Origin of the sequence: Clostridium gallinarum (assembly GCF_014836325.1) — a bacterium.
In the GTDB taxonomy this organism is placed as follows: domain Bacteria; phylum Bacillota; class Clostridia; order Clostridiales; family Clostridiaceae; genus Clostridium; species Clostridium gallinarum.
On record NZ_JACSQZ010000010.1, the window covers coordinates 1 to 21,969 of the forward strand.

Annotated in this window: 15 protein-coding genes; 5 read left to right on the top strand and 10 right to left on the bottom strand. The window is 26.6% G+C overall.

From position 1 onward, the window contains the following. Positions 1-156: 156 nt before the first annotated feature. Together H9660_RS04245 and H9660_RS04250 are read right to left on the bottom strand one after the other, a co-directional pair. Entirely contained in the window at positions 157-1,458 is a 1,302-nt protein-coding gene (locus H9660_RS04245) for a metallopeptidase TldD-related protein (protein WP_191748864.1), read from the bottom strand. After that, positions 1,458-2,873 (bottom strand): TldD/PmbA family protein, encoded by a 1,416-nt coding sequence (locus H9660_RS04250; protein WP_191748866.1) that lies wholly within the window; start codon positions 2,871-2,873, stop codon positions 1,458-1,460. The genes H9660_RS04245 and H9660_RS04250 overlap by 1 nt, the downstream gene beginning before the upstream one ends. Positions 2,874-3,146: 273 nt before the next feature. Between H9660_RS04250 and H9660_RS04255 the strand changes: the two genes are divergently transcribed. Further along, positions 3,147-3,560: an EamA family transporter gene (locus H9660_RS04255; protein ID WP_191748999.1), complete on the top strand. Its 414-nt coding sequence runs from the start codon at positions 3,147-3,149 to the stop codon at positions 3,558-3,560. Positions 3,561-3,590: 30 nt separating this feature from the next. Here H9660_RS04255 and H9660_RS04260 read toward each other — a convergent pair whose 3' ends face one another. The 5 genes from H9660_RS04260 to H9660_RS04280 form a co-directional block, all read right to left on the bottom strand. After that, entirely contained in the window at positions 3,591-3,803 is a 213-nt protein-coding gene (locus tag H9660_RS04260; protein ID WP_191748868.1) for a hypothetical protein, read from the bottom strand. Positions 3,804-3,833: 30 nt separating this feature from the next. Next, complete coding sequence (locus tag H9660_RS04265; RefSeq protein ID WP_191748870.1) at positions 3,834-5,984, bottom strand: YhgE/Pip domain-containing protein; 2,151 nt, start codon at positions 5,982-5,984, stop codon at positions 3,834-3,836. A gap of 12 nt (positions 5,985-5,996) precedes the next feature. Then, positions 5,997-8,147 (bottom strand): YhgE/Pip domain-containing protein, encoded by a 2,151-nt coding sequence (locus H9660_RS04270; RefSeq protein WP_191748872.1) that lies wholly within the window; start codon positions 8,145-8,147, stop codon positions 5,997-5,999. Positions 8,148-8,266: 119 nt separating this feature from the next. After that, positions 8,267-9,466 carry a sensor histidine kinase gene (locus H9660_RS04275; RefSeq protein ID WP_191748875.1) on the bottom strand — a complete coding sequence of 400 codons (1,200 nt, stop codon included), beginning with the start codon at positions 9,464-9,466 and terminating at the stop codon, positions 8,267-8,269. A gap of 2 nt (positions 9,467-9,468) precedes the next feature. Next, positions 9,469-10,140 (bottom strand): response regulator transcription factor, encoded by a 672-nt coding sequence (locus H9660_RS04280; RefSeq protein WP_191748877.1) that lies wholly within the window; start codon positions 10,138-10,140, stop codon positions 9,469-9,471. A gap of 199 nt (positions 10,141-10,339) precedes the next feature. Here H9660_RS04280 and H9660_RS04285 point away from each other — a divergent pair, with 199 nt between their 5' ends. The 4 genes from H9660_RS04285 to H9660_RS04300 all read left to right on the top strand — a co-directional run bounded on the left by H9660_RS04285 (position 10,340) and on the right by H9660_RS04300 (position 15,324). Further along, a complete protein-coding gene (locus H9660_RS04285; RefSeq protein WP_191748880.1) occupies positions 10,340-11,023 on the top strand; it encodes a polyphosphate polymerase domain-containing protein in 684 nt (227 codons plus the stop codon). A gap of 23 nt (positions 11,024-11,046) precedes the next feature. Then, entirely contained in the window at positions 11,047-11,721 is a 675-nt protein-coding gene (locus H9660_RS04290) for a DUF4956 domain-containing protein (protein WP_191748882.1), read from the top strand. Between the two features lie 21 nt (positions 11,722-11,742). After that, complete coding sequence (locus tag H9660_RS04295; protein WP_191748891.1) at positions 11,743-14,028, top strand: CotH kinase family protein; 2,286 nt, start codon at positions 11,743-11,745, stop codon at positions 14,026-14,028. Between the two features lie 174 nt (positions 14,029-14,202). Next, entirely contained in the window at positions 14,203-15,324 is a 1,122-nt protein-coding gene (locus H9660_RS04300; protein ID WP_191748893.1) for a DEAD/DEAH box helicase, read from the top strand. Between the two features lie 164 nt (positions 15,325-15,488). On the opposite strand, the gene H9660_RS04305 is transcribed toward H9660_RS04300, so the two are convergent. The 3 genes from H9660_RS04305 to mgtA all read right to left on the bottom strand — a co-directional run bounded on the left by H9660_RS04305 (position 15,489) and on the right by mgtA (position 21,764). Next, positions 15,489-17,747, bottom strand: coding sequence for a glycogen/starch/alpha-glucan phosphorylase (locus H9660_RS04305; protein ID WP_191748895.1), 2,259 nt, complete (start codon positions 17,745-17,747; stop codon positions 15,489-15,491). Positions 17,748-18,010: 263 nt separating this feature from the next. Beyond that, positions 18,011-18,817 carry a nitroreductase family protein gene (locus H9660_RS04310; RefSeq protein ID WP_191748897.1) on the bottom strand — a complete coding sequence of 269 codons (807 nt, stop codon included), beginning with the start codon at positions 18,815-18,817 and terminating at the stop codon, positions 18,011-18,013. 256 nt (positions 18,818-19,073) lie between these two features. Next, positions 19,074-21,764: a magnesium-translocating P-type ATPase gene (gene mgtA / locus H9660_RS04315; RefSeq protein ID WP_191748899.1), complete on the bottom strand. Its 2,691-nt coding sequence runs from the start codon at positions 21,762-21,764 to the stop codon at positions 19,074-19,076. Positions 21,765-21,969: the final 205 nt, after the last annotated feature.

A 21,969-nucleotide genomic window follows, 5' to 3' on the forward strand; every position in this document is an offset into this window, starting at 1 on the left:
ATATGGTTTCTTAAGTATACCCTTATTTAATAAAAGAATTTTTTAAAAAAGTATTGACTTTTTATAACTGGTCTATATATTAAAAAGGAGCTAACACTACTTTAAGTGTTATGGCTCCTTTTTTATTTATAAGTTTATTAAATTTTTATAATTAAATTAATTAGTAGCTATAGTAACATTCATTAATTTTATTGCCTTTGGACCTATAAAGTTATTTTCTCTTTGTAATTCCTTAGATAAATATAATTCTTTTTGTAATTCCATTATATTACCTGAAATTGATCCACCTGTAACTGGAGTAACTTTACTACCATCAAAATACCATGCTAGTCTTATTTCACCACCAAAATTCCCTGTTAGTTTATCTACTGTAAAATCTGAAAATGCTGCTATTTCTAGATAAGGTTCTTCTTTTAATTCATCAATAGTTTTACTTCCACCTGAAATAATAAAGTTATTGATATTTCCTGTTGGTTTAATATTTAAATAATAAGCATACTTATTACTAGCAATATAATTTTTTAATACTCCATCTTCTATTACTGTTACATCTTCTAATGGAAAACCATCTTCATCAAAAAAGTTTGATTTTGTTGAATTACTCATAAATGGATCAACTTTTATAGAAATAACATCTCCTAAAACATCTTCTCCTAGGATTTTATCTCCTACTTTCCAATTAGACTCTTCTTGATAGATAGCTTGTGCATTACTTTTAAAAGTATAAAATGAAAATATTTCTGGGACTGCTCCTCTTGTTAATATTACTGGTATTTTACCCATATTAGGTGTTTTAACTGCTCTAGCCCTATCTTTACATATATTAAGCATGCCCTCTACATCATCAGATATAGAAGTTGAATCAAAGCTTGAAAAGTTCAAACATCTATAAAGTTCAACTTCCTCATCTTCTCCCATCCAAGTTGGTATATATTCAACCATACACTTATAATTTACTCCCTCTACATCTACACCTTCGGAATTTATTATACGAGTATATATCTTATTTAAGAAAATTTCACAAGAATTAATTCCTCCATTTTCATATATATCATTTTTATATACCGCTTTTATTATTTCATTAATCCAATGAGGTAAATCTTCCTTTGAAAAATTACTTTCATTATTATTTTTATATAAATTAGACTTTTTCACTAAAGGATAGTATTGATTTTTTGCAAATTGAGCCGCAAAAACAGCTTCATTTACTGCAAACTCTATTTCTTTTTCTGTCATAGTAGGATATATATTAATAGTTGCTTCTCCTCTATACTTTATACCATTCTCTTCTAAATCTTTATAAATTGCTACTTTAAAATGATGTACATCTTTTGCTCTATCCATATCAACACTTTTTTTAACTAGAAAAAGTTCATTTGCTTCAACTTTTTGCTCAGTAATTTTATATCCATCAATATTTTTATTATTTATAATTATATTTTTTATTATATTTATCATTAACCTAACCTCACTTTCGCCTTTATATATGGCCCACCATTAGATGTTTTTACAAACTCCTTATATCCCTTACCACAGTATCCTGATCCTTCCATATCCATATGGTCTGAAACCATAGTAATTGACTTTAATATATCTGGAACAAACCCAGTCATATACACCGGTGATATTAAATTTCCTGTTAGGTTTCCATCTATAATTTCTCTTCCAACTAAAGCAATACATTGCATTCCCCAATTTTTAGGATCTTCCATTCCACTATACATCTTCTCAATAAGATAACCCTTTTTAACTGAAGCTATCATATCTTCAACTTTATCATTTCCAGGTTCAAAAAATGTGTTAGTCATTCTTGAATAAGCTTTTCTTTCAAAAGATTCTCTCTTCCCATTACCTGTAGGTATTGTTCCTAATTTTAATGCTGAGAGTAAATCTGATATACCATTTTTTAATACACCATTTTCTATTATTACTGTATCTGTCCCAATTGTTCCCTCATCATCAAATAAGTAAGAAGATACATCTTTAATTGCAGCTGCTCCATCGTGCATTGTAGTTAAATTTGAGGCTACTACCTTATTTATATACTCTGCCCCTTTTGCTCTTTCCTTTACAAACATATCCATTTCTACTCCATGTCCAAAGGCTTCATGTGCAATTAATCCTGTAATATCTGGAGCGCATATAACATCATATTCGCCTGGCTCTACACTTTTAGCATCTAAAAGTTTTATACTTTGATCAACTATTTTTTTTACATTTGCTTTTGCTTCTTCTACAACTTCAAAACCTTTTAACCCAGAATAAGAATCATAATAATATTTTGTATTATTTTCTCTTCTAGCAATTGAGAACATCATACATTGACTTATTATATATGATTGATCTAAATCTTTTTTATTTGAAATAAACATCTTTGATATATGACTTGTCTCAAAAGCTATATTAAAATTTACAATTAAATCTGAATAGGATAACCCTTCATCCTTTATTGCTATTAATTTATTTATTATTTCCTCTGAAGTAATATCTTTAGGATCTATTAATACTTCCCCTAAATAACTTTGCACTATTTCCTCTTCATTTATAACTTCATATGAGTTCTTTGAATTAAATTCAGATACTTTATTTAACTTAGATTTTATTTCATCTACAATACTATTTAATTTATCCTCACTTATTTCATTAAATGAATATTCGCTATAATTTACTCCATTGTGTACTCTTACAACAAACCCTCTTTCCCCTAAAAAGCCATCCCCTATTAATATTCCCATTTTATTAACTGCATATCTTTTTGAATTTATATCTGTTCCTAAAACTGAAACATAACTATAGCTTTCTGATAAAATATTAATAAGCTTTTTAATTATAGGCTTACTATTATTTAAAAACTGTGAATTTGATACCTTCATAAAATAACCCCCTGTATATATCTTTTAATATTCTATATTTAATTAAATTTTACAATCATTAAATATATGTATATTTTTCCTTAATTTCTCAATTAATTATATACTACTTTTTATTTATATTCTACATAATAAAAAGTTATTGTTATTTATTAAAATTTATAATTAATCACCTTTTCTAATACTTATCACTATAGTATAATAATAACAAAATTATATTATATATGGAGGCCATTTATATTGTTAAAAATAATTAAATCAAAAGGAGTTATTCATATGTGGGTTATTTACGCTTTACTGTCAGCTTTTTTTGCTGCCCTTACTTCTATATTAGCTAAAGTCGGTATTGAAAACATAAACTCAAATCTAGCTACTGCAATACGTACTGTAGTTGTTTTAATAATGGCTTGGGGAATTGTTTTAATAAATGGTAGCATAAGTCAAATTAGCAATATAACTCAAAAAAGCTGGCTATTTCTAGTTTTATCAGGAATTGCTACAGGTCTTTCTTGGCTATTTTATTATAAAGCCTTACAAATTGGAGAAGCTTCTAAAGTAGTTCCTATAGACAAATTTAGTGTTGTTATAACTATGATTTTAGCATTTGTTATATTAAAAGAAGCTGCTAGTGTAAAAACAGTTATAGGTGGTATATTTATTACTATTGGCACTTTTATAATGATATTATAAGAACTCAGCCCAAAGCTGAGTTCTTATTATTTAACTTTCTACAATTTCTTTTATTATACTTTTTATTTCATTTAAGGATAAGTCTAAATTTTCTATTCCTCCTATATCGCATTGAGCTGTATTTTTTATGCTATTTAATATGCGTGCATATAATTGCTTTTTACTATCAAACTTTTCATTATCCTGAATTATATATCTATAAATCATCTTTGCTTCTTTTTCTATATACTCTCTATCTTCCATAACATCTCCTCTTAGCTTTTCATATAAAATCTATAAATTTGCCTCTTCAAATTTATGCTCCATAAAATGTATTAACTTATGGAATGGCTTCTTTAGTACTGCAATAATAATAAAAATTAAACAATATATTAAAAGTGCATTTACATTTGTAGTAACATTTTTCCAAACTGGTCCTGATATAGCTTCTCTAAAACTATTTATCGAATAAGTAAATGGCCAAAGTGGATATAAAATACCAAATATCTCTGGGTTTGTTTGAATAGGATATATCCCTCCTGCACCTGCTATTTGGAATACCATTATTATAACAGCTATAGCTTTACCTACATTTCCTAAAACAGAAATTAAAGTAAATATTATTATTGTAAAAGTAATTGATGTTAACATTGCTAATCCAAATAAAAGTGGTACATTATAAACTGGAACCTTAAGTAGTAGCCAATCTCCTAAAATTATTATAAATGATTGAATTAGGCTTATACTTAAAAATAATAGCATTTTCCCAAAATGTCTTTGAAGCATATTAGGTTGCTTTCCATCCTCAAAATCCTCACAATTTGTTGTTAATAATGCTCCTGCTAAAAGGGCACCTACCCAAATTGCTAAAACAGAATAAAATGGAGTGAGCCCTACACCAAATATTCCTTCCCCATAAACATCAACTTCACTAACAGTTATTGGTGATGATATAAAATCGGCTATTTCACTAGAATCTTTTGTTAGTAATTCAATTATTTGATCTAAACTTTCATCATTTAAATTTTCTAACTTAGAATCTAACTCTGAAACACTTTTTTGAATATCAGCTATTTTGTTACTTAACTCTTCTGCATCCTCTATAGCCTCGTTACTTGATGCTATTCCATAGTTTGCTAATGCATTTAATTGTGGAACTATTATCTTTGAAGTTTCAAGGATAGAGTTTAAACTATCTAAATTATTAGTATACTCATCTGAAATATTGTTGATAACATTACTGCTATTTTTATAATAATTATTTGAAACACCAACAATATTATTCATAACTTCATCATTAACCTTAATAATTGAATCTATTTTCTTACTTAAGTCTTCCCCTGCCATACCATTATTAACTAATGTTTTTAATTCGTTAATGGAATTTTGTTGATTATTTAAAATATTATTAAGATTTTTTAATTCTCCTACTAATTTATTTAAATTTTCATTATTTATTTTCTCATTAATCTCATTTATTTCTTTAATTGATATATCAATTATATTTTTCATCTCATTGATATAATTATAAACTTCATCTAAATTCTTATTTATTTCATCCCTTGTAGCAGATGATACCTTTATATTATCTAATGAATTATCAATTTTTTTAGATAAAGTTTGAAGCTCTATAATAATATTATTAATATCTTTATTTATAGTAGTTAAATTATTCTTGTTTTCATTTACTAAGTCCTTACTTAATTCTGTAGCTTTTTGTAAATTATTAATTTGCTCAGTAATAATAGGCAAATCATTTTTCATACTATAAATATATTCTTTTAAACTCTCTGAATCTTTAGCAGATGTATTTATATAATCTTGTATACTTGCTAAGTCAACTATTGATGTACTAATAACATCTTTTATAGATAATACCTTTGAACGATTATTATCCAACTCTATTCCTATATCATTTAGAGCACTAAATACTTCTGAATTTACTGTTTCTACAAAATTTGATTTTATTTCTTTTGTAAGTTTATCCTTAGCCACATTAGTTATTTTAGTTGCTATAGCATTTGCTTTTTCATTTACTTTATATACTATACTTGGCTTTTTAGGATTATTAGTTGTTAAACTTACTAATCCACTTGAAAAATTTTCTGGTATTTCTATTATTGCATAATATGTTCCTTGATTTAATAAATTATTTGCTTGCCATTCATCTATCATTTCCCATTTTATAGATTTATTTTCTTTTAAACTTTCTATAACTTTTTCGCCTACATTTATTTCTTCAGAATTCACCACTGTGCCTTCGTCTTTATTAACTACAGCAATTGGTAAATTACTTGTATTAGCATATGGATCCCAACATGCATATATATTTATCCATGCATATAATGAAGGAATGATACAAAGCCCTATAACTATTATTATTGCTGCATAGTTTCTTTTAATTTTAAGTAAATCTCTTTTAAATATTCTAAATAACATCTTCATAATTTAACCTCACTATTCTCCTATTCCTGACTCATGGAATTTTAACTCAAATTTTTTAACTACACTTTTTAATTTTGGCTTAAATACAAAACCTAAAATTACATAAAGTATTGAGAATAGTAATAAAATACTTATATCTAAAATTACACTACTTACAAGCGGTCCTGCAATAGCCTCTCTAAATCCACCTACAGCATAAGTAAATGGGAAAAATGGTTGTAATATTCTAAATATAAGAGGATCTACCTGTATTGGATAACTTCCTCCACAACCAGCCAATTGAAGTATCATCAAAACAATATTTATAGCTTTTCCTACATCTCCAAGTAAAGATACATTTGTAAAAATTATTATTGAAAATGTAATTGCTGATACTATAGAAAAAATAACCATTAAAATAGGAGATACAGAGTATACTTTTAATAAAAATATATTTCCTAAGGCTATTATAACCCCTTGTATGGATGCTAATAGTATAAAAGTAAACATTTTTCCAAAGTGTTTTTCTCTTATATTTATCTCATTTCCCCAATCAATTTTAGGTGCTTCTGTTTTTAAAATTGAAGTTAATATTAAGCCCCCAACCCATAATGCTAAAACTGAGTATATCGGAGTCATTGCTGAACCATAATTAGGTACAGAATATACACTTACTTCTTTAATATTAAAAGGATCTGAAATAAAATTAGAAATCATATCTGGATTACTTTGCAATATTGCAAGAATACCATTTAAGTCTTCATCATTTATTTTAGATAATTTCTCTCCTAAGCTTTTAATATCATCTTTATAATATTCTAATTGTTCTAAAAGATCACTTGAAACCTTAGTTGCAAGTCCACTTCCTTGTTCTGCTGTATTTAATAAATTTGTTATCCCATTAACAGATTTTTGTGAATCATCTAGAAGTTCATAAGCCTTTTTAGTAGCATCAACTAAATTATTATTTATATCATTTAAAATTGGAACCGTTGTATCTTCAAAATTATTCTGAAGTCTTTCAATATTTTTAGAAATTTGTTTTAAGTTTTCCTTTAATTGATTTATAACTTCTTCATTTTCTTTATTTCCACTAGAATAATTATTCCAAATTGATTCAACTAAAGTTTCTTGTTCACTAATATTACTTTGTAATACTTTCATCTCTGAAATATTTTGTGCTATAGCCTCATTTGGAGTTTCTTCATTTATAGCATCTAAATAATTTATATTAGAATCTGTTGAATCATTTATTGAAGTTAATGTATTTTTTATATCTCCTAATTTACTATTAACTTCTACTGTACTATTAGTACTACTTATAGTATCTAATATGGATATTATTCTATCTACGCTAATTTTACTTTGATTTAGGTTTTGATTTAATATGTAAATAGAATTAGAAAAACTATCTGTTGTTGTTTTTATTAAATTTTGTGCATTTTGAATTACAGATTCACCTGATGATATTCCACTTGCTAATAAAGGTAATGTTGATTTAACTTCTTTTAGATAGTTATTTAAATTACCAGCATTTGAATTTACACCATCTAAAACATTTATAACAGAATCTATCCCTTTAGATGTTGTTATTATAAGATCCTTAAGCTTTATTATATCAACCCTATTATTATCAACTTTTTCTTGATAACCATCAATTTTTTCAAAAGCTTTTTTATTTACTGTTTCAATAAAATTAGTAGTTATTTGATCTATTAATGTTTCTTCTGCTACTCCAGCTATTTTACCTGCTACCGGATTAGCCTTTGTGTCTAATTTATAAATTATTTCAGCCTTATTAGCTTTATCTGTTGTTATACTAACTAAATCTTCAGAAAATCTTTCTGGAATTTCTATAGATGCAAAGTAAGTTCCATCCACTACTCCAGCATCAGCATTTTCTTTACTAACAAACTTCCAGCCTATATTATTATTTTGTTTAAGTTCCTCAACAACCTCTTGTCCAACATTTATTTCTTCACCTAGAACTACAGCTCCCTTATCATTATTAACTACTGCTATTGGCATTGTACTTGTATTACCATATGGATCCCAACATGCTTTTATATTTACCCATGCATACAAGGCTGGTATAACGCATACACCAGCCACAATGATTAAAGCTATTGGATTTTTTACAATACTTTTTAAATCTCTCTTAAATACCTTAATTATGTTTTTCATACTGCCTCTTTCCTTTTGCTACTTTAAATATTATACATTTGACTGACTAGTACAATTTTAACTCCACAGTATGAAAATTTCAATAAAGATTATTAATTATTTTAGCCTTTAAAAAGCTATTAACTATTAAATTCTATTATAAATGTAGTATCTTTCCCAATATTACTTTCAGCATATATTTTTCCATTATGACTTTCTACTATAGATTTAGCTATAGATAATCCTAAACCATATCCCCCGGTTTCTCTTGCTCTTGATGAGTCTACTCTATAAAATCTTTCAAATATCTTTTCTAAATCCTCTTTCTTTATTCCTTCCCCAGTATTATTCACCTTAAGTTTTATTTTATTTTTTTCTTGTACTAAGTCCACATTAATTTTTCCATTTTTATTAGTATATTTAATAGCATTATCAAGTAATATTATAACTACTCTCTTTATGCTTTCTTTATCTCCCTTTAACTTAATATCCTTTAAAATATTAGATTCTAGTTGAATTCTATTTTCAAAAATAACTGCTTCAAAAGTTAATAAAATATTATTTACTAATTTGCTAAAATCAAACTCTGAAAACTCTTTAAGTTCCTTATTAGTATCTAATTTTGCTAAAGTTAACATTTCATCTAATAACTCTGACATTCTTTCTATTTGGTTATTAATATAATTAAGCCATTTCCCTTGACTTTCAACAGTAGCACTCTTATTAGATAATACTAATGAATTATTAGTTTTTATAATAGCTAATGGAGTTTTTAGCTCATGGGAAGCATTTGCTATAAACTGCTTTTGCTTTTCAAAAGTTTCTTTTATAGGCTTTATAGTTCTATTAGTTAAATAAATACTTATTAAAAGTAATAAAATAAGGCTTATACTTCCAATTGATATAAACACTTTCAAAAGATTATTTAATACATTCATTTGTGGCTGCCTACTCATAAGAGCTATTTTAATTCCCTTTGTACTATAATCCTTTAGATAACCATAACTACTTCCTTCTAACTTAATTTTTCCATATTTATCTTCCTGTTTTATTATTTCATATATAGTATTTTCAAGTGATTCTTCTTCAACCTCCATAAATGTTGAAACCTTTGCTATATTATTTTCAGAATCTAACTCTATAATTATACTGCTACTTAACATTGGCATATCAAGTCCTGGCTTTTTTTGATTATATATAAGCCCTCTTAATTCATGCTCTAATTCTCTATCCATACTTATAGTTGTAAAAATATATATACTTCCAAAGATAACTATAAAAACTAATGTTAATAAAGACATATTAATGAATATAAACTTTTTCTTTAACTTATCAAACAAAGTTAATCCTCCAATCTATAACCAACACCTCTTATTGTAACTATATTTACCTTAGAATTTAAATAAGCTAATTTTTTTCTTAAAAATGAAATGTATACTTCTATATTGTTATATTCTACTTCAGAGTCAAATCCCCAAAGCTTAGTTATTAAATCATCCTTACTAACCACACATTTAGGCCTTTCCATAAAATATTTGATAATTTCAAACTCCTTTAATGTCAACCTGATACTTTCATCATTAACATCTAAATCATAAGTATTTATATTTAATCTCATATCCCCGTAAGTTAATATATTTTCATTAATAACAGTCCCTTTTCTCCTAGTAATTGATCTAAGTCTTGCAAGTAATTCTTCTACTGCAAAGGGCTTTGTTAAATAATCATCTGCTCCTAAATCTAATCCTGTTACCCTATCTTCTATTTGACTTTTTGCCGTAAGCATTATTACAGGTGTTAATATTCCTTCTTTTCTTATTTTCTTTAATAAACTTAATCCATCTAACTTAGGTAACATTATATCTAAAATTATAACATCATATATTCCTGTTAATGCATAATCAAGCCCATCTTCACCATCATAGACAGTATCAACAGAATATTTATTTTTAGTTAATATTTGAAATAAAGCTTCTGAAAGCTCTTTTTCATCTTCAATTAAAAGTAGTTTCATAATTACCTCCTATAAACCACTATATTATCAAAATATAGTATATTTTAAACTTTATTTTACTAACTTATTACGATTTTATCATAGAAATCTTAAAATAAAATTAAAAAATTAAATTCGTACAAAATCTTTATTTTTTTAAATTTAAGATTAATTTAAGCTTATTAAATTAATATTGTTTTCGAACAGGAGGTGATAATTTATGGTGAAACCTAGACATGAAATAAAAGTTTTTATTACCCTAGCAGACTATATATCTATAAAAAATAGATTAAAGACTTTTGCAACTCTAGACAAAAATGCAGGTGATAGTGGTATTTATCATATAAGAAGTTTATACTTTGATAATTTTAATGACAAAGCTCTAATGGAGAAAATAAGTGGTATTAATAATAGAGAAAAATTTAGAATTAGATTTTATAACCACAATCACTCTTTTATAAGGCTTGAAAAGAAAAGTAAATCAAATGGATTATGCTATAAATCTTCTGCTACATTAACTAAAGAGGAATGTGAAAAAATACTAAATGGAGATATTGAATTTTTAAAAGATTCTAATAAAGATGTACTTAAAGAATTTTATTGTAAATTAAAATATCAATGTCTTAAACCTAAAACTATAGTTGATTATACTAGAGAAGCTTATATATTTAATGCTGGTAATGTAAGAATAACATTTGATTATAATATAAAAAGCGGTCTATATTCTACGAATATTTTTGACCCAAATCTACCAACCCTTGGCTTAGTAAATGACAATCCTATAATTTTAGAAATTAAATATGATAATTTTTTCCCTGATATTATTAGGGATCTTGTACAAACCAATACACGTAGACAAACTGCAGTTTCAAAATATGCAGCTTGTAGATTATTTACAGTATAATTTATATTTTGGAGGTAACAAAAATGACTTTTAATGATATTTTTAAATCTAGTTTTTTAGAAAAAACAACATCTATTAATATGCTTGATATGGTTATTGCTCTTGGACTTGCTTTTGCAATAGGATTATTTATTTTCTTAGTTTATAAAAAGACTTTTAGAGGAGTTATGTACTCTGAGAACTTTGGTGTATCTTTAGTTGCTATGACTTTAGTAACAACGCTTATAATCTTAGCTGTAACTTCAAATGTTGTGTTATCACTTGGTATGGTTGGTGCTTTATCTATAGTGAGATTTAGATCTGCTGTTAAAGAACCATTAGATATTGCTTTTGTTTTCTGGTCAGTAAGTATTGGTATAGTTCTTGGTGCTGGACTTATTCCTCTTGCTGTATTTGGATCTGTATTTATAGGAATTATAATGCTTGTATTTGTTAATAAGAAAAGTACAGACAATCCTTATATTTTAGTAATAAATTGTGAAGATGAACATAGTGAAAATTTAGTAATGAACAATATTAATAAATCAGTAAAGAAACATGTTATTAAATCAAAAACTGTATCAGCTAGTAATGGTATAGAGCTTACTGTTGAAATAAAATTAAAAGAAATGTCAACTAAATTTGTAAATGAAATTAATAAATTAGAAGGAGTTAATAACGTTGTTTTAGTAAGCTACAATGGTGACTATATGAGTTAACCCTTAAGGTGGTGTTATGAAATGATTTCAAATAAATATATAAATACTATTATAGCTACAATAACAGCTATAGCTATATTTTTCACTTCTTTATTTTATATAAAATCTAAAAATATAACTATTGCAAATACTGTATCTTCTAGTAATTTTAAATATCTTGATACTGTTTTAAATAAAGAAAATATAACTGAAATAGATATAGAAGTTGATGAAGATAATTGGAATTATCTTTTAGAAAATGCTACAGATGAAGAATATATAAATGCTAATATAACCGTAAATGGAACTAAATATTATAATGTTGGTATTAGAGCAAAAGGAAATTCAAGTCTTTCTACAGTTGCAAGTGATGATACTACTGATAGATATAGCTTTAAAGTAAAATTTGATGAATATGTAGATGGACAAAATATGGATGGGCTAAGTAAATTTGTCTTAAATAATATTATTTCTGATGCAACTTATATGAAAGAATATTTATCTTACGACTTACTAGATAAAATGGGAGTTCCAACTCCAGCCTTTGCCTTTACTAATATAACAATTAATGGTGAAGAATGGGGATTATATTTTGCAGTTGAAGTAATTGAAGAAGAATTCATAGAAAGAAATTATGGCTCTTTATCAGGAAATCTATATAAACCTGATGGCATGGAAATGGGCGGAAACAAAGATAATAATGAAAATATGAAACCTAATATGAATAATGAAGATATGGGTAATCCTCCTGATATGAGTAATATACCAGGTGGAGATAATGCTAACTCTCCTAACATGAACAATATGCCAAGTGGAGATAATACTAATCCTCCTAATATGGACAATATACCAAGTGGAGATAATGCTAATCCTCCTAATATGGACAGTATGCCAAGTGGAGATAATTCTATCCCTCCTGATATGGGTAATATGCTAAGTGAAGATAATTCAAATACAAGTGATATTAACACCTTAACTAATAACGATAATAATACAACCGATACTCCAACAAATAATACTACTCAAGGAAATCAAGCTAATATTAATGGCTTTAGAGGTGGTATGATGGGTGGAGGCGGAGGAATGGGTTCCTCTAATGGTGGAAGCTTAGTTTACACCGATGATAATAAAGAATCATACTCAGATATTTTTGACAGTGCTGTATTTGATACAACTACCGATTCAGATGAAGATAAAGTTATTGAAATGATTAAAAATCTTAATGAAGGAACTAACTTAGAAGAATACCTTAATGTAGATGAAATTCTTAGGTATTTTGCAGTAAATACTTTCCTTGTAAATTTAGATAGCTATGCTTCTAATATGAAACATAATTATTATCTTTATGAAAGAGATGGTGTTTTTGAAATACTTCCTTGGGACTACAATCTATCCTTTGGAGGATTTACTGTTGGAAGTGCTAGCAATGCCATAAACTTCCCAATAGATACTCCTGTTACAGATACTACTGGAAATAGTCCTTTAATAGAAAAATTATTAGAAGTTGATGAATATAAAGAAACTTATCATAAATATCTTCAAGAAATTGTTGATTACGTTAATGATGGAACTTATGAAAATACAATAAACTCAGTGAATTCTCTTATATCTGAATATGTAAAAAATGATCCTACAGCATTCTATACTTATGAAGAATATGAAGCTTCACTTCCTGAGTTAATAAACTTTGGAATTGATAGAGCAAAAAGTATATCCGCTCAACTTGAAGGAACTCAACCGTCAACTTCCTATGGAACTATTGAAACTACTGTTAACTTAACAGCAATGGGTAGCCAAGGTGGTGGTGGTAAGGATAAAAACATGAATATGCAAAAACCTACTGATACTAATAATGTAGATACAACTACTAGTGCTAGTATAGAAAATACTAAAGATAATAATGGTGAAATAAATAATATGGTTACTAATGATCAAGGTCAAATGCAACCTCCTACTAATAACAATGTAGAAGGTAATACTGAACAACAAAGACCAATGCAAAGACCTAATGATAGTAACACTGTAAATTCAAATACTAGTTCTAGTACAGAAAATCCTACAAATAATCAGGGTGAAATGCAAAATCCTACTACTAATAATGAAACAAGTAATACACAAGAAAATTCAATTCAAAAACCTAATAATGATAATAATAAACAACAAGGTATAAATAATAACCAAGAAAGACCTTCTAATATGAATGGATTTTCTAATAATCAGATAAATATCAAAAGTAAATTACTTGAATTTGGTGGATATATATTATTCTTACTATTAAGCATAGCTTTTGTAGCTCTATTTAAAAGAAAAAGATTTAAAGCCAAATAAAAAAGAGATATAATTTCCTAAAAAATAATAATTTTTCTTGCTATTTTTTTAATTTAATGTTATTCTATTTAAGCAGTTGGTACGTAAGTGCTAATTACTTGAGGAGCTTGGGTTGTCTTTCGCCGGATACCAAGCTCCTCTCTATTTATATTGATTCAACGAAAGGAAATATTTATGAATTTTATAAATTTAAAAATAGATAATAAATTAACTGACTTATTAAAGAAAAATGGGATAATAAGTCCTACTAAAGTCCAAACAGAAGTGATTCCTATGGTTATTAATAAAACTGACTTAATAGTAAAATCTAAAACTGGTTCTGGTAAAACCCTATCTTTTTTACTTCCTATTTTACAAAGCATAGATCCTAATTCTAAAAATACAGAAGTATTGATCTTATCTCCTACGAGAGAATTAGCAATCCAAATTAGTGATGAATCAAACAAATATAATATAAACAATTTAGGAATATTAGCTGCTTATGGTGGTAAAGATGTTGGGTCTCAATTAAAAAAGCTTAATAATGGTATTAATATTATTATTGCTACTCCTGGAAGATTATTAGATCATTTGGAAAGAAAAAGTATAAAACTAAATAATCTTACTACAGTTGTTATAGATGAAGCAGATCAAATGCTTTTAATGGGCTTTAAAAATGAAATAGAAAGAATAATGTCTTATACTCCTAAAAAAGTTCAAACTCTTTGCTTTTCCGCTACAATAGATTCTAAAGTTAAAAAACTTGCTTATAGATATATGGATAATCCAGATATTATTGATATTACAGAAAATGAAGAATCTGAAATTCCTAATATAAAACAAGAAGTTGTTAAAACTACTGATAGATGGAAGGTTGATGCTTTATACAAAATTATAGAAGAGGATAATCCTTTTATGGCTATAATTTTCTGTAGAACTAAAAGACGTGCTGATGAATTAGAAATTAAACTTGCAGCTAAAGGTATTATAGCTTCTAAGATACATAGCGACGTTCCTCAAAACAAAAGAGAAAAAATAATGAAAGCTTTTAGAAATTGTGATATACAATTCTTAATAGCAACAGATGTAGCTTCAAGAGGTATTGACGTTACAGGAGTTACTCATATATATAATTATGATGCTCCTGAAAATGTTGAAAGCTATATACATAGAATAGGAAGAACAGCCCGTGCTGGTGATAGTGGTTATACATGCCTTATTACAGACCCTAAAAACTATGATATTTTAGAAGAAATAGAGGAATACTTAAACTTTAAAATTCCAGAAAGAGAAGTTAAGATTTCGAAGCAATCTTAAGATGTATAATGTATAATTAAGAATGTAAAATTAAGGTTGTTTTGCACAGCAAAACTTAATTTATATTGGTGCGCAGCACCTCTTATAAAATCCGAAGGATTTTTTTCCTTAATTCTACATTCTTCCTTCTTAATTTTTCATTATAAAAATGTTTGCATTTTTATCTATAGTTTCCATATTTCTTTGTTGTATTCTTCAATAGTTCTATCTGATGAAAAAAATCCTGCTTTAGCTATATTTATTAAAACTTTTTTATTCCAAGTATCTCTATCTTCAAAGTCTTTAAATACTTTTTCTTTAGTCTTGATATAGTCTTCTAAATCTAATAATGTCATAAACCAATCTTTATTAATTAATTCCTTATGAAGCCTAGATAAATTTTCTTCATCACCAACAGCTAACATTTCATCACTAACTATAAAGTCAACTAATTCTTTAATTTCTGTTTTTTCATAATATTTCTTTGAAACGTAATCACCTTTCTTGTAATGTTCAATAACTTCTTCACTTGATTCACCGAAGATATAAATATTATCGTCCCCAACTAATTCATGGATTTCAACATTTGCTCCATCTTCAGTTCCTAAAGTTAATGCACCATTTAACATAAACTTCATATTTCCTGTTCCTGAAGCTTCTTTTGAAGCTAATGAAATTTGTTCTGAAACATCACAAGCTGGAATTAATTTAGATGCAGCAGTTACATTATAGTTTTCTACCATTACAACTTTTAAGTGCTTATTTACTTCTGAATCATTTTCTATTATTTCTTGTAAGCATAAAATAGTATGGATTATATCTTGAGCAATTATATAAGCCGGTGCTGCTTTAGCTCCAAATATCATTGTAATTGGTCTTTTTGGAATATTACCATTTTTAATATCTAAATATTTATGAATTATATATAATACATTCATTTGTTGTCTCTTATATTCATGAAGTCTCTTAATTTGAATATCAAATATAGAATTTTCATCAATATCAATATTTTGAGTTTTCTTTAGATAATTCTTTAGTTCTATTTTATTACTTTTTTTAATTTCTTCTATTTTATTTAATACTTCTTTATTATCAACATACTTTAATAAGTTTTCTAGCTTTGTAGCATCTAATTTATATTCTTCTCCAATTAATTCATCTATATAATTTGAAAGTTCATTATTGCAATGAATTAGCCATCTTCTAAAAGTTATACCATTAGTCTTATTATTAAACTTTTCTGGATATATATTATAAAATGGCTTAAGTTCTTCATTTTTTAATATATCTGTATGAAGTGCAGCAACTCCATTTACGCTGAATCCATAGTGAATATCCATATGTGCCATATGAACTCTAGAATCTTTATCTATAATCTGTACTTTTTCATCATTATATTTTAACTTTATTCTATTATCTAATTCTCTTATTATAGGCATTAATTGTGGTACAACTTTATCTAAATATTCTATAGGCCATTTTTCTAATGCTTCAGCTAATATAGTATGATTTGTATATGCACATGTTTTACTTACTATTTCTATAGCTTCATTAATTTCAATACCTTTTTCCCCTAGAAGTCTTATTAATTCTGGAATAACCATAGATGGATGTGTATCGTTTATTTGTATTACAACATGATTATATAGTTTATGAAGGTCATATCCATTTTCTTCTGCTTCCGTTAATATTAATTGTGCAGCATTACTTACCATAAAATATTGTTGATAAATTCTTAGTAAGTGTCCAGCCTTATCACTATCATCGGGATATAAGAATAAAGTTAAGTTTTTCTTTATTTCTTCTTTATCAAAATTTATTCCATCCTTAACTAAAGTTTCGTCTATAGTATCTATATCAAATAAGTTAAGTTTATTACATCCCTTATTGTATCCAGTAACATCAATATCATATAAGCTTGATACTACTTTAAACCCGCCAAATAGAACTTCAAATTTTATATCAGTTTTATTTAGCCAACTATCACTAGTTATCCATGGATTTTTTACAGCTTTTTGCTTATTATCTTGAAATTCTTGCTTAAATAACCCAAAATGATAATTTAATCCTATCCCATCTCCATTTAACCCTAGAGTTGCAATTGAATCTAAAAAACAGGCTGCAAGTCTTCCAAGTCCACCATTTCCTAATGAAGGTTCTAACTCTATTTCTTCAATTTCTGTAAGCTCTTTTCCATTTTCCGATAAAATCTTTTTAACATCTTCATATAAACCTAAATTAATTAAATTGTTAGATAATAATTTTCCAATTAAAAATTCAGCTGAAATATAATAAAGTTTTTTATTTCCTCTGTTTTTACCCTTTTTCTTAATTGAATTCTTTGTTAATTCTAATAAAGCTAAATAGATTTCTTCGTTACTTGCTTCTTTTAATGTCTTTCCAAATCTATTATCTAGAATTTCAAATAATTTTTCTTGCACCATTTTTCTATCCCACCCTTAAATTAATTTATTCCTTATTATTAATATTATTAATTCTTGTTATTAGTTACTAAAGTATTTAAATCCTTTACAATTATATATTATCAATTCTAAATAAATTAATTTGTCTATTTATTCTTTTATTTGTATATATTTTATATAACTTTATAAAAAAAAGAGATACACATTGTATTCCTTGTTCCGTCGCATACGCTCCAAGTCACCATCATACAATGTGTATCTCTTTACAAACTAAAGAATAGAAATTATTTTTTCGTCCAAGTAACTACATATTTATATTTAGTTTGCAAATTAGGATTCTTAAATTCAAACTTCCCACTTACTCCTTTTTCTTTAAAATATAAATCAATATGACAAAGAGCTATTCCTATATCTATTCTATTCATTTTTCTTTTTCCACTGTTATATATATGAAAACTTAATCCATCTTTCACTATTCTCCAAGGTTGACTATTAACTGATGATGGAGCAAGTCTTACCATTTCTAAAGCTTCACAATATTCATCATTATCTTCCTTCATTTTATTATTGAAATCTTTTTCAAAAAATAGTTCAGAAAAAGCTTTCCTATTATTACTGTTTCCTTTTATAAAGGATCCAAGAAATGACTTTTCACTCCCCTTATAGCCAATTGGAGATATTACTGGTAAAGTTTCATCTTCTCTTAAATTAATTGTTTTTTCAAAGCTACTTTTATTAAATGTTCCTCCAAGCCATACAGTCCCAAGCCCCAAAGAAGTACAGTATAAAATTGCCTTTTCAAAGCTATACCCTAATGCTTCTAAATTAAACTCTTTATTTTCACATACTCCTATTAAATAGTATTTAGCTCCATTAATTACTCCATATGTTCCTAATCTAACTACTCCATCATACTTTTCTTTTTTTATTAATCTTATTCTTACCTTTACATTAAAAGGATTCTCTAAATCTTCTATATATCTTTCTATTTCATCTATAATATTCTCTGATATAGAATCTTCATTATAACTCCTTACAGAATGCCTCTCTTTTATAATTTCTGTTATTGACCTTACACATAAACTATTCACTATTAATTTATTCCCCCTATCCCCAATTTTCAATACTCTAATTTAATTTTATCATTTTAGATTTTAAATATCTATTGTATAAAATTTAGAAGTTATTAATAATATATTGTGTAATCTATAGATTTATTTTTATTAATTCTTTTAATATAGCTAAATAACCGTCACGATATAAGTATTAAAGTATTATATCTAGGTTCCTCTTTACTCATAAGTTACCTTTCTATAATACTTAACACTTTAAAATGAGGTATTAAATTTATAATAACTCTCCATATCTATTTATAAATTTCTTCTTTAAAATTCCTACTAAAAGCATATATAAGGTAATTATTATACCTAAATATACAAAATACATTAAAGGCATTGCCACCATTTTTAATGTATTTCCTAAAGTTGTATAAGGTATAACTGTTCCAACTATTATTGCCAAAGTTGTTAATGAAGTTAATTGCCATGAAGCTCTACTCTTGGTAAAGGAATTTTCCTTAGTTCTAATCATATGAATTACAAGGGTTTGAGACCATAAAGATTCAACAAACCATCCAGCATGAAATAATCCTATAAAACCTATTTGCTCTATATTGTTTAAACTATGAAATTTTCCACCAAATACAAATGGACAAATAAAGAAATACATCAATATAAATGTAATAACATCAAATAGTGAACTTGTAGGTCCCATCCAAAACATGAATTTACTTATAGAACTTGCATCCCATTTACGTGGCTCTTTAATATATTCCTCATCAACATTGTCCCATGGTATAGTTATACAAGAAATATCATAAATTAAATTTAACATTAACAATTGTATTGGTAACATAGGTATAAATGGTAGGAATATACTTGCTATTAATACAGAAAAAATATTTCCAAAGTTAGAGCTTGCCGTAATTTTTATATACTTAATAATATTGGCATAAATTTTTCTTCCTTCAATTACACCATCTTCTAATATCATAAGATCTTTTTCTAATAAAATTATATCTGCCGATTCTTTTGCAATATCAACTGCTGTGTCTACTGATATTGAAACATCAGCTTCTGTCATAGCAGATGCATCATTTATCCCGTCTCCCATAAATCCTACAGTATGTCCATTTTCTCTTAATACTGATACAATTCTAGTTTTTTGAATAGGTGATAATTTAGCAAATACATTCGTTTCTTCAACTACTTTTCTTAATAATTCATCATCCATTTCTTCTATATCAGAGCCTAATAATAAATTGTTAACCTTAATACCAACTTGTTTACAAATAGCTGCAGTAACCTTTTCGTTATCACCAGTTAAAATTTTTACATTAACTCCATATTCATTTAATATATTAATTGCACTAGCTGTACTTTCCTTTGGTGGATCTAAAAATGCTAAAAAACCCATTAAAACCATGTCATTTTCATCCTTAACTGAAAGTTCATTTATCCTTGATGGATTATTTTTTTGAGATATACCTAATATTCTCATTCCTTGATTATTATATTTAGAAACTCTATCTAAAATTTCATTTTTAATTTCTTTTGTTATAATTCTTATTTCTCCATAATATTCTACATGAGTTGATACCTCTAACATTTCTTCAATAGCACCTTTAGTAATAAGTTGTGTCTTTCCATCCTTACTTTTAACAACTACACTCATACGACGTCTACTAAAATCAAATGGAATTTCATCAACCTTCTTGTAATCTCTCCATAGTTCTATCATATCACTTTCATTTGCATGATTTATTATTGCTATATCCATTAAATTTTTAAGTCCAGTTTGATGATAGCTATTAAGAAAAGCATGTCTTAAAACTCTCATATCATATTTTCCATGTATATTTAATGAATACTCTAAAACTACTTTATCTTGAGTAATAGTGCCTGTTTTGTCTGTGCAAAGAATATCCATAGCTCCAAAATTTTGTATTGCACTCAAATCTTTTACTATTACATTCTTCTTTGCCATAGATACAGCACCCTTTGTAAGGTTTGCAGAAACTATCATAGGCAACATTTCAGGGGTTAATCCTACTGCTACTGATATTGCAAATAAAAATGCTTCCATCCAATTTCCTTTTGTAAATCCATTCATAAATAAAACTACTGGAACCATAACTAACATAAGTCTAATTAACAACCAAGAAACTGAATTTATTCCTTTTTCAAAACTAGTTACTACTTTTTTACTAGATAAATCTTTTGCTATTGACCCAAATATTGTACTATCTCCAATATTAATTACAATTGCTACTGCTGATCCACTAATAACATTACTTCCCATGAAAGCTAAATTTTCCAACTCTAAAGGATTTTTATAATTAGAATTTAATGATGAACTTACTTTCTCTACTGGTTCACTTTCCCCAGTTAAAGATGATTGGCTTATAAATAAATCCTTACATTTTAATATTCTAACATCTGCTGGTATCATATCTCCTGCTGATAAATTAATTATATCTCCAACTACTATTTCATCTATTGGAATTTCTCTACTTCCATTTTCCAATCTAGTAACACTTATAGTAGTCTCAACCATTTCTTCTAATTTTTCAGCTGCATTACTTGACTTGCTTTCTTGTATAAATCGTAGTACTCCACTTAGTAAAACCATAGATGTAACTATAATTACTGATGTTCCATCCTTTTTACCTGATTCTACAATAATAATATCAGTAATAAATGATATTATTGCTAATATTAATAAAATTATAGTAAATGGATTTATAAATGCTTCTATTAACCTTTTTATTATAGACTTTTCTCTTTTATGAGAAAGTTCATTTTTACCATACTTTTCTCTCATAAGCTCAACTTTACTTACATCATAACCTGAGTAAGTATTATTATATCTTTTTAAAATTTCTTTTCTTCTTAATTTTGAAGCATTTAATAAGTTATTAGTTAATTGATTATTTTCTATTTCACCTTTATTTACTTTCTTAAATAATTTCTTTTTCATACGTCTTACCTCCTATTTTAAATAATTTTAGATGTAAGACATAAACCCAAAAGAAGTATTATAATCTATATTTAATTTTCAATAATGAGAGGAATGAAATTCCACCTCTAAATATTTTTATATTTTCTTCTAAGGAGTTTATGACCTTACTACTCCCCTCTTCCATTCCTCATCACCTCCTGAAATAAAAACTTTACTAAATACT

Coding starts and splice junctions, on each gene's coding strand:
- H9660_RS04245 (WP_191748864.1), bottom strand. CDS start 1,458: ATGATAAATATAATAAAAAATATAATTATAAATAATAAAAATATTGAT.
- H9660_RS04250 (WP_191748866.1), bottom strand. CDS start 2,873: ATGAAGGTATCAAATTCACAGTTTTTAAATAATAGTAAGCCTATAATT.
- H9660_RS04255 (WP_191748999.1), top strand. CDS start 3,147: ATGTGGGTTATTTACGCTTTACTGTCAGCTTTTTTTGCTGCCCTTACT.
- H9660_RS04260 (WP_191748868.1), bottom strand. CDS start 3,803: ATGGAAGATAGAGAGTATATAGAAAAAGAAGCAAAGATGATTTATAGA.
- H9660_RS04265 (WP_191748870.1), bottom strand. CDS start 5,984: ATGAAGATGTTATTTAGAATATTTAAAAGAGATTTACTTAAAATTAAA.
- H9660_RS04270 (WP_191748872.1), bottom strand. CDS start 8,147: ATGAAAAACATAATTAAGGTATTTAAGAGAGATTTAAAAAGTATTGTA.
- H9660_RS04280 (WP_191748877.1), bottom strand. CDS start 10,140: ATGAAACTACTTTTAATTGAAGATGAAAAAGAGCTTTCAGAAGCTTTA.
- H9660_RS04285 (WP_191748880.1), top strand. CDS start 10,340: ATGGTGAAACCTAGACATGAAATAAAAGTTTTTATTACCCTAGCAGAC.
- H9660_RS04290 (WP_191748882.1), top strand. CDS start 11,047: ATGACTTTTAATGATATTTTTAAATCTAGTTTTTTAGAAAAAACAACA.
- H9660_RS04295 (WP_191748891.1), top strand. CDS start 11,743: ATGATTTCAAATAAATATATAAATACTATTATAGCTACAATAACAGCT.
- H9660_RS04300 (WP_191748893.1), top strand. CDS start 14,203: ATGAATTTTATAAATTTAAAAATAGATAATAAATTAACTGACTTATTA.
- H9660_RS04305 (WP_191748895.1), bottom strand. CDS start 17,747: ATGGTGCAAGAAAAATTATTTGAAATTCTAGATAATAGATTTGGAAAG.
- mgtA (WP_191748899.1), bottom strand. CDS start 21,764: ATGAAAAAGAAATTATTTAAGAAAGTAAATAAAGGTGAAATAGAAAAT.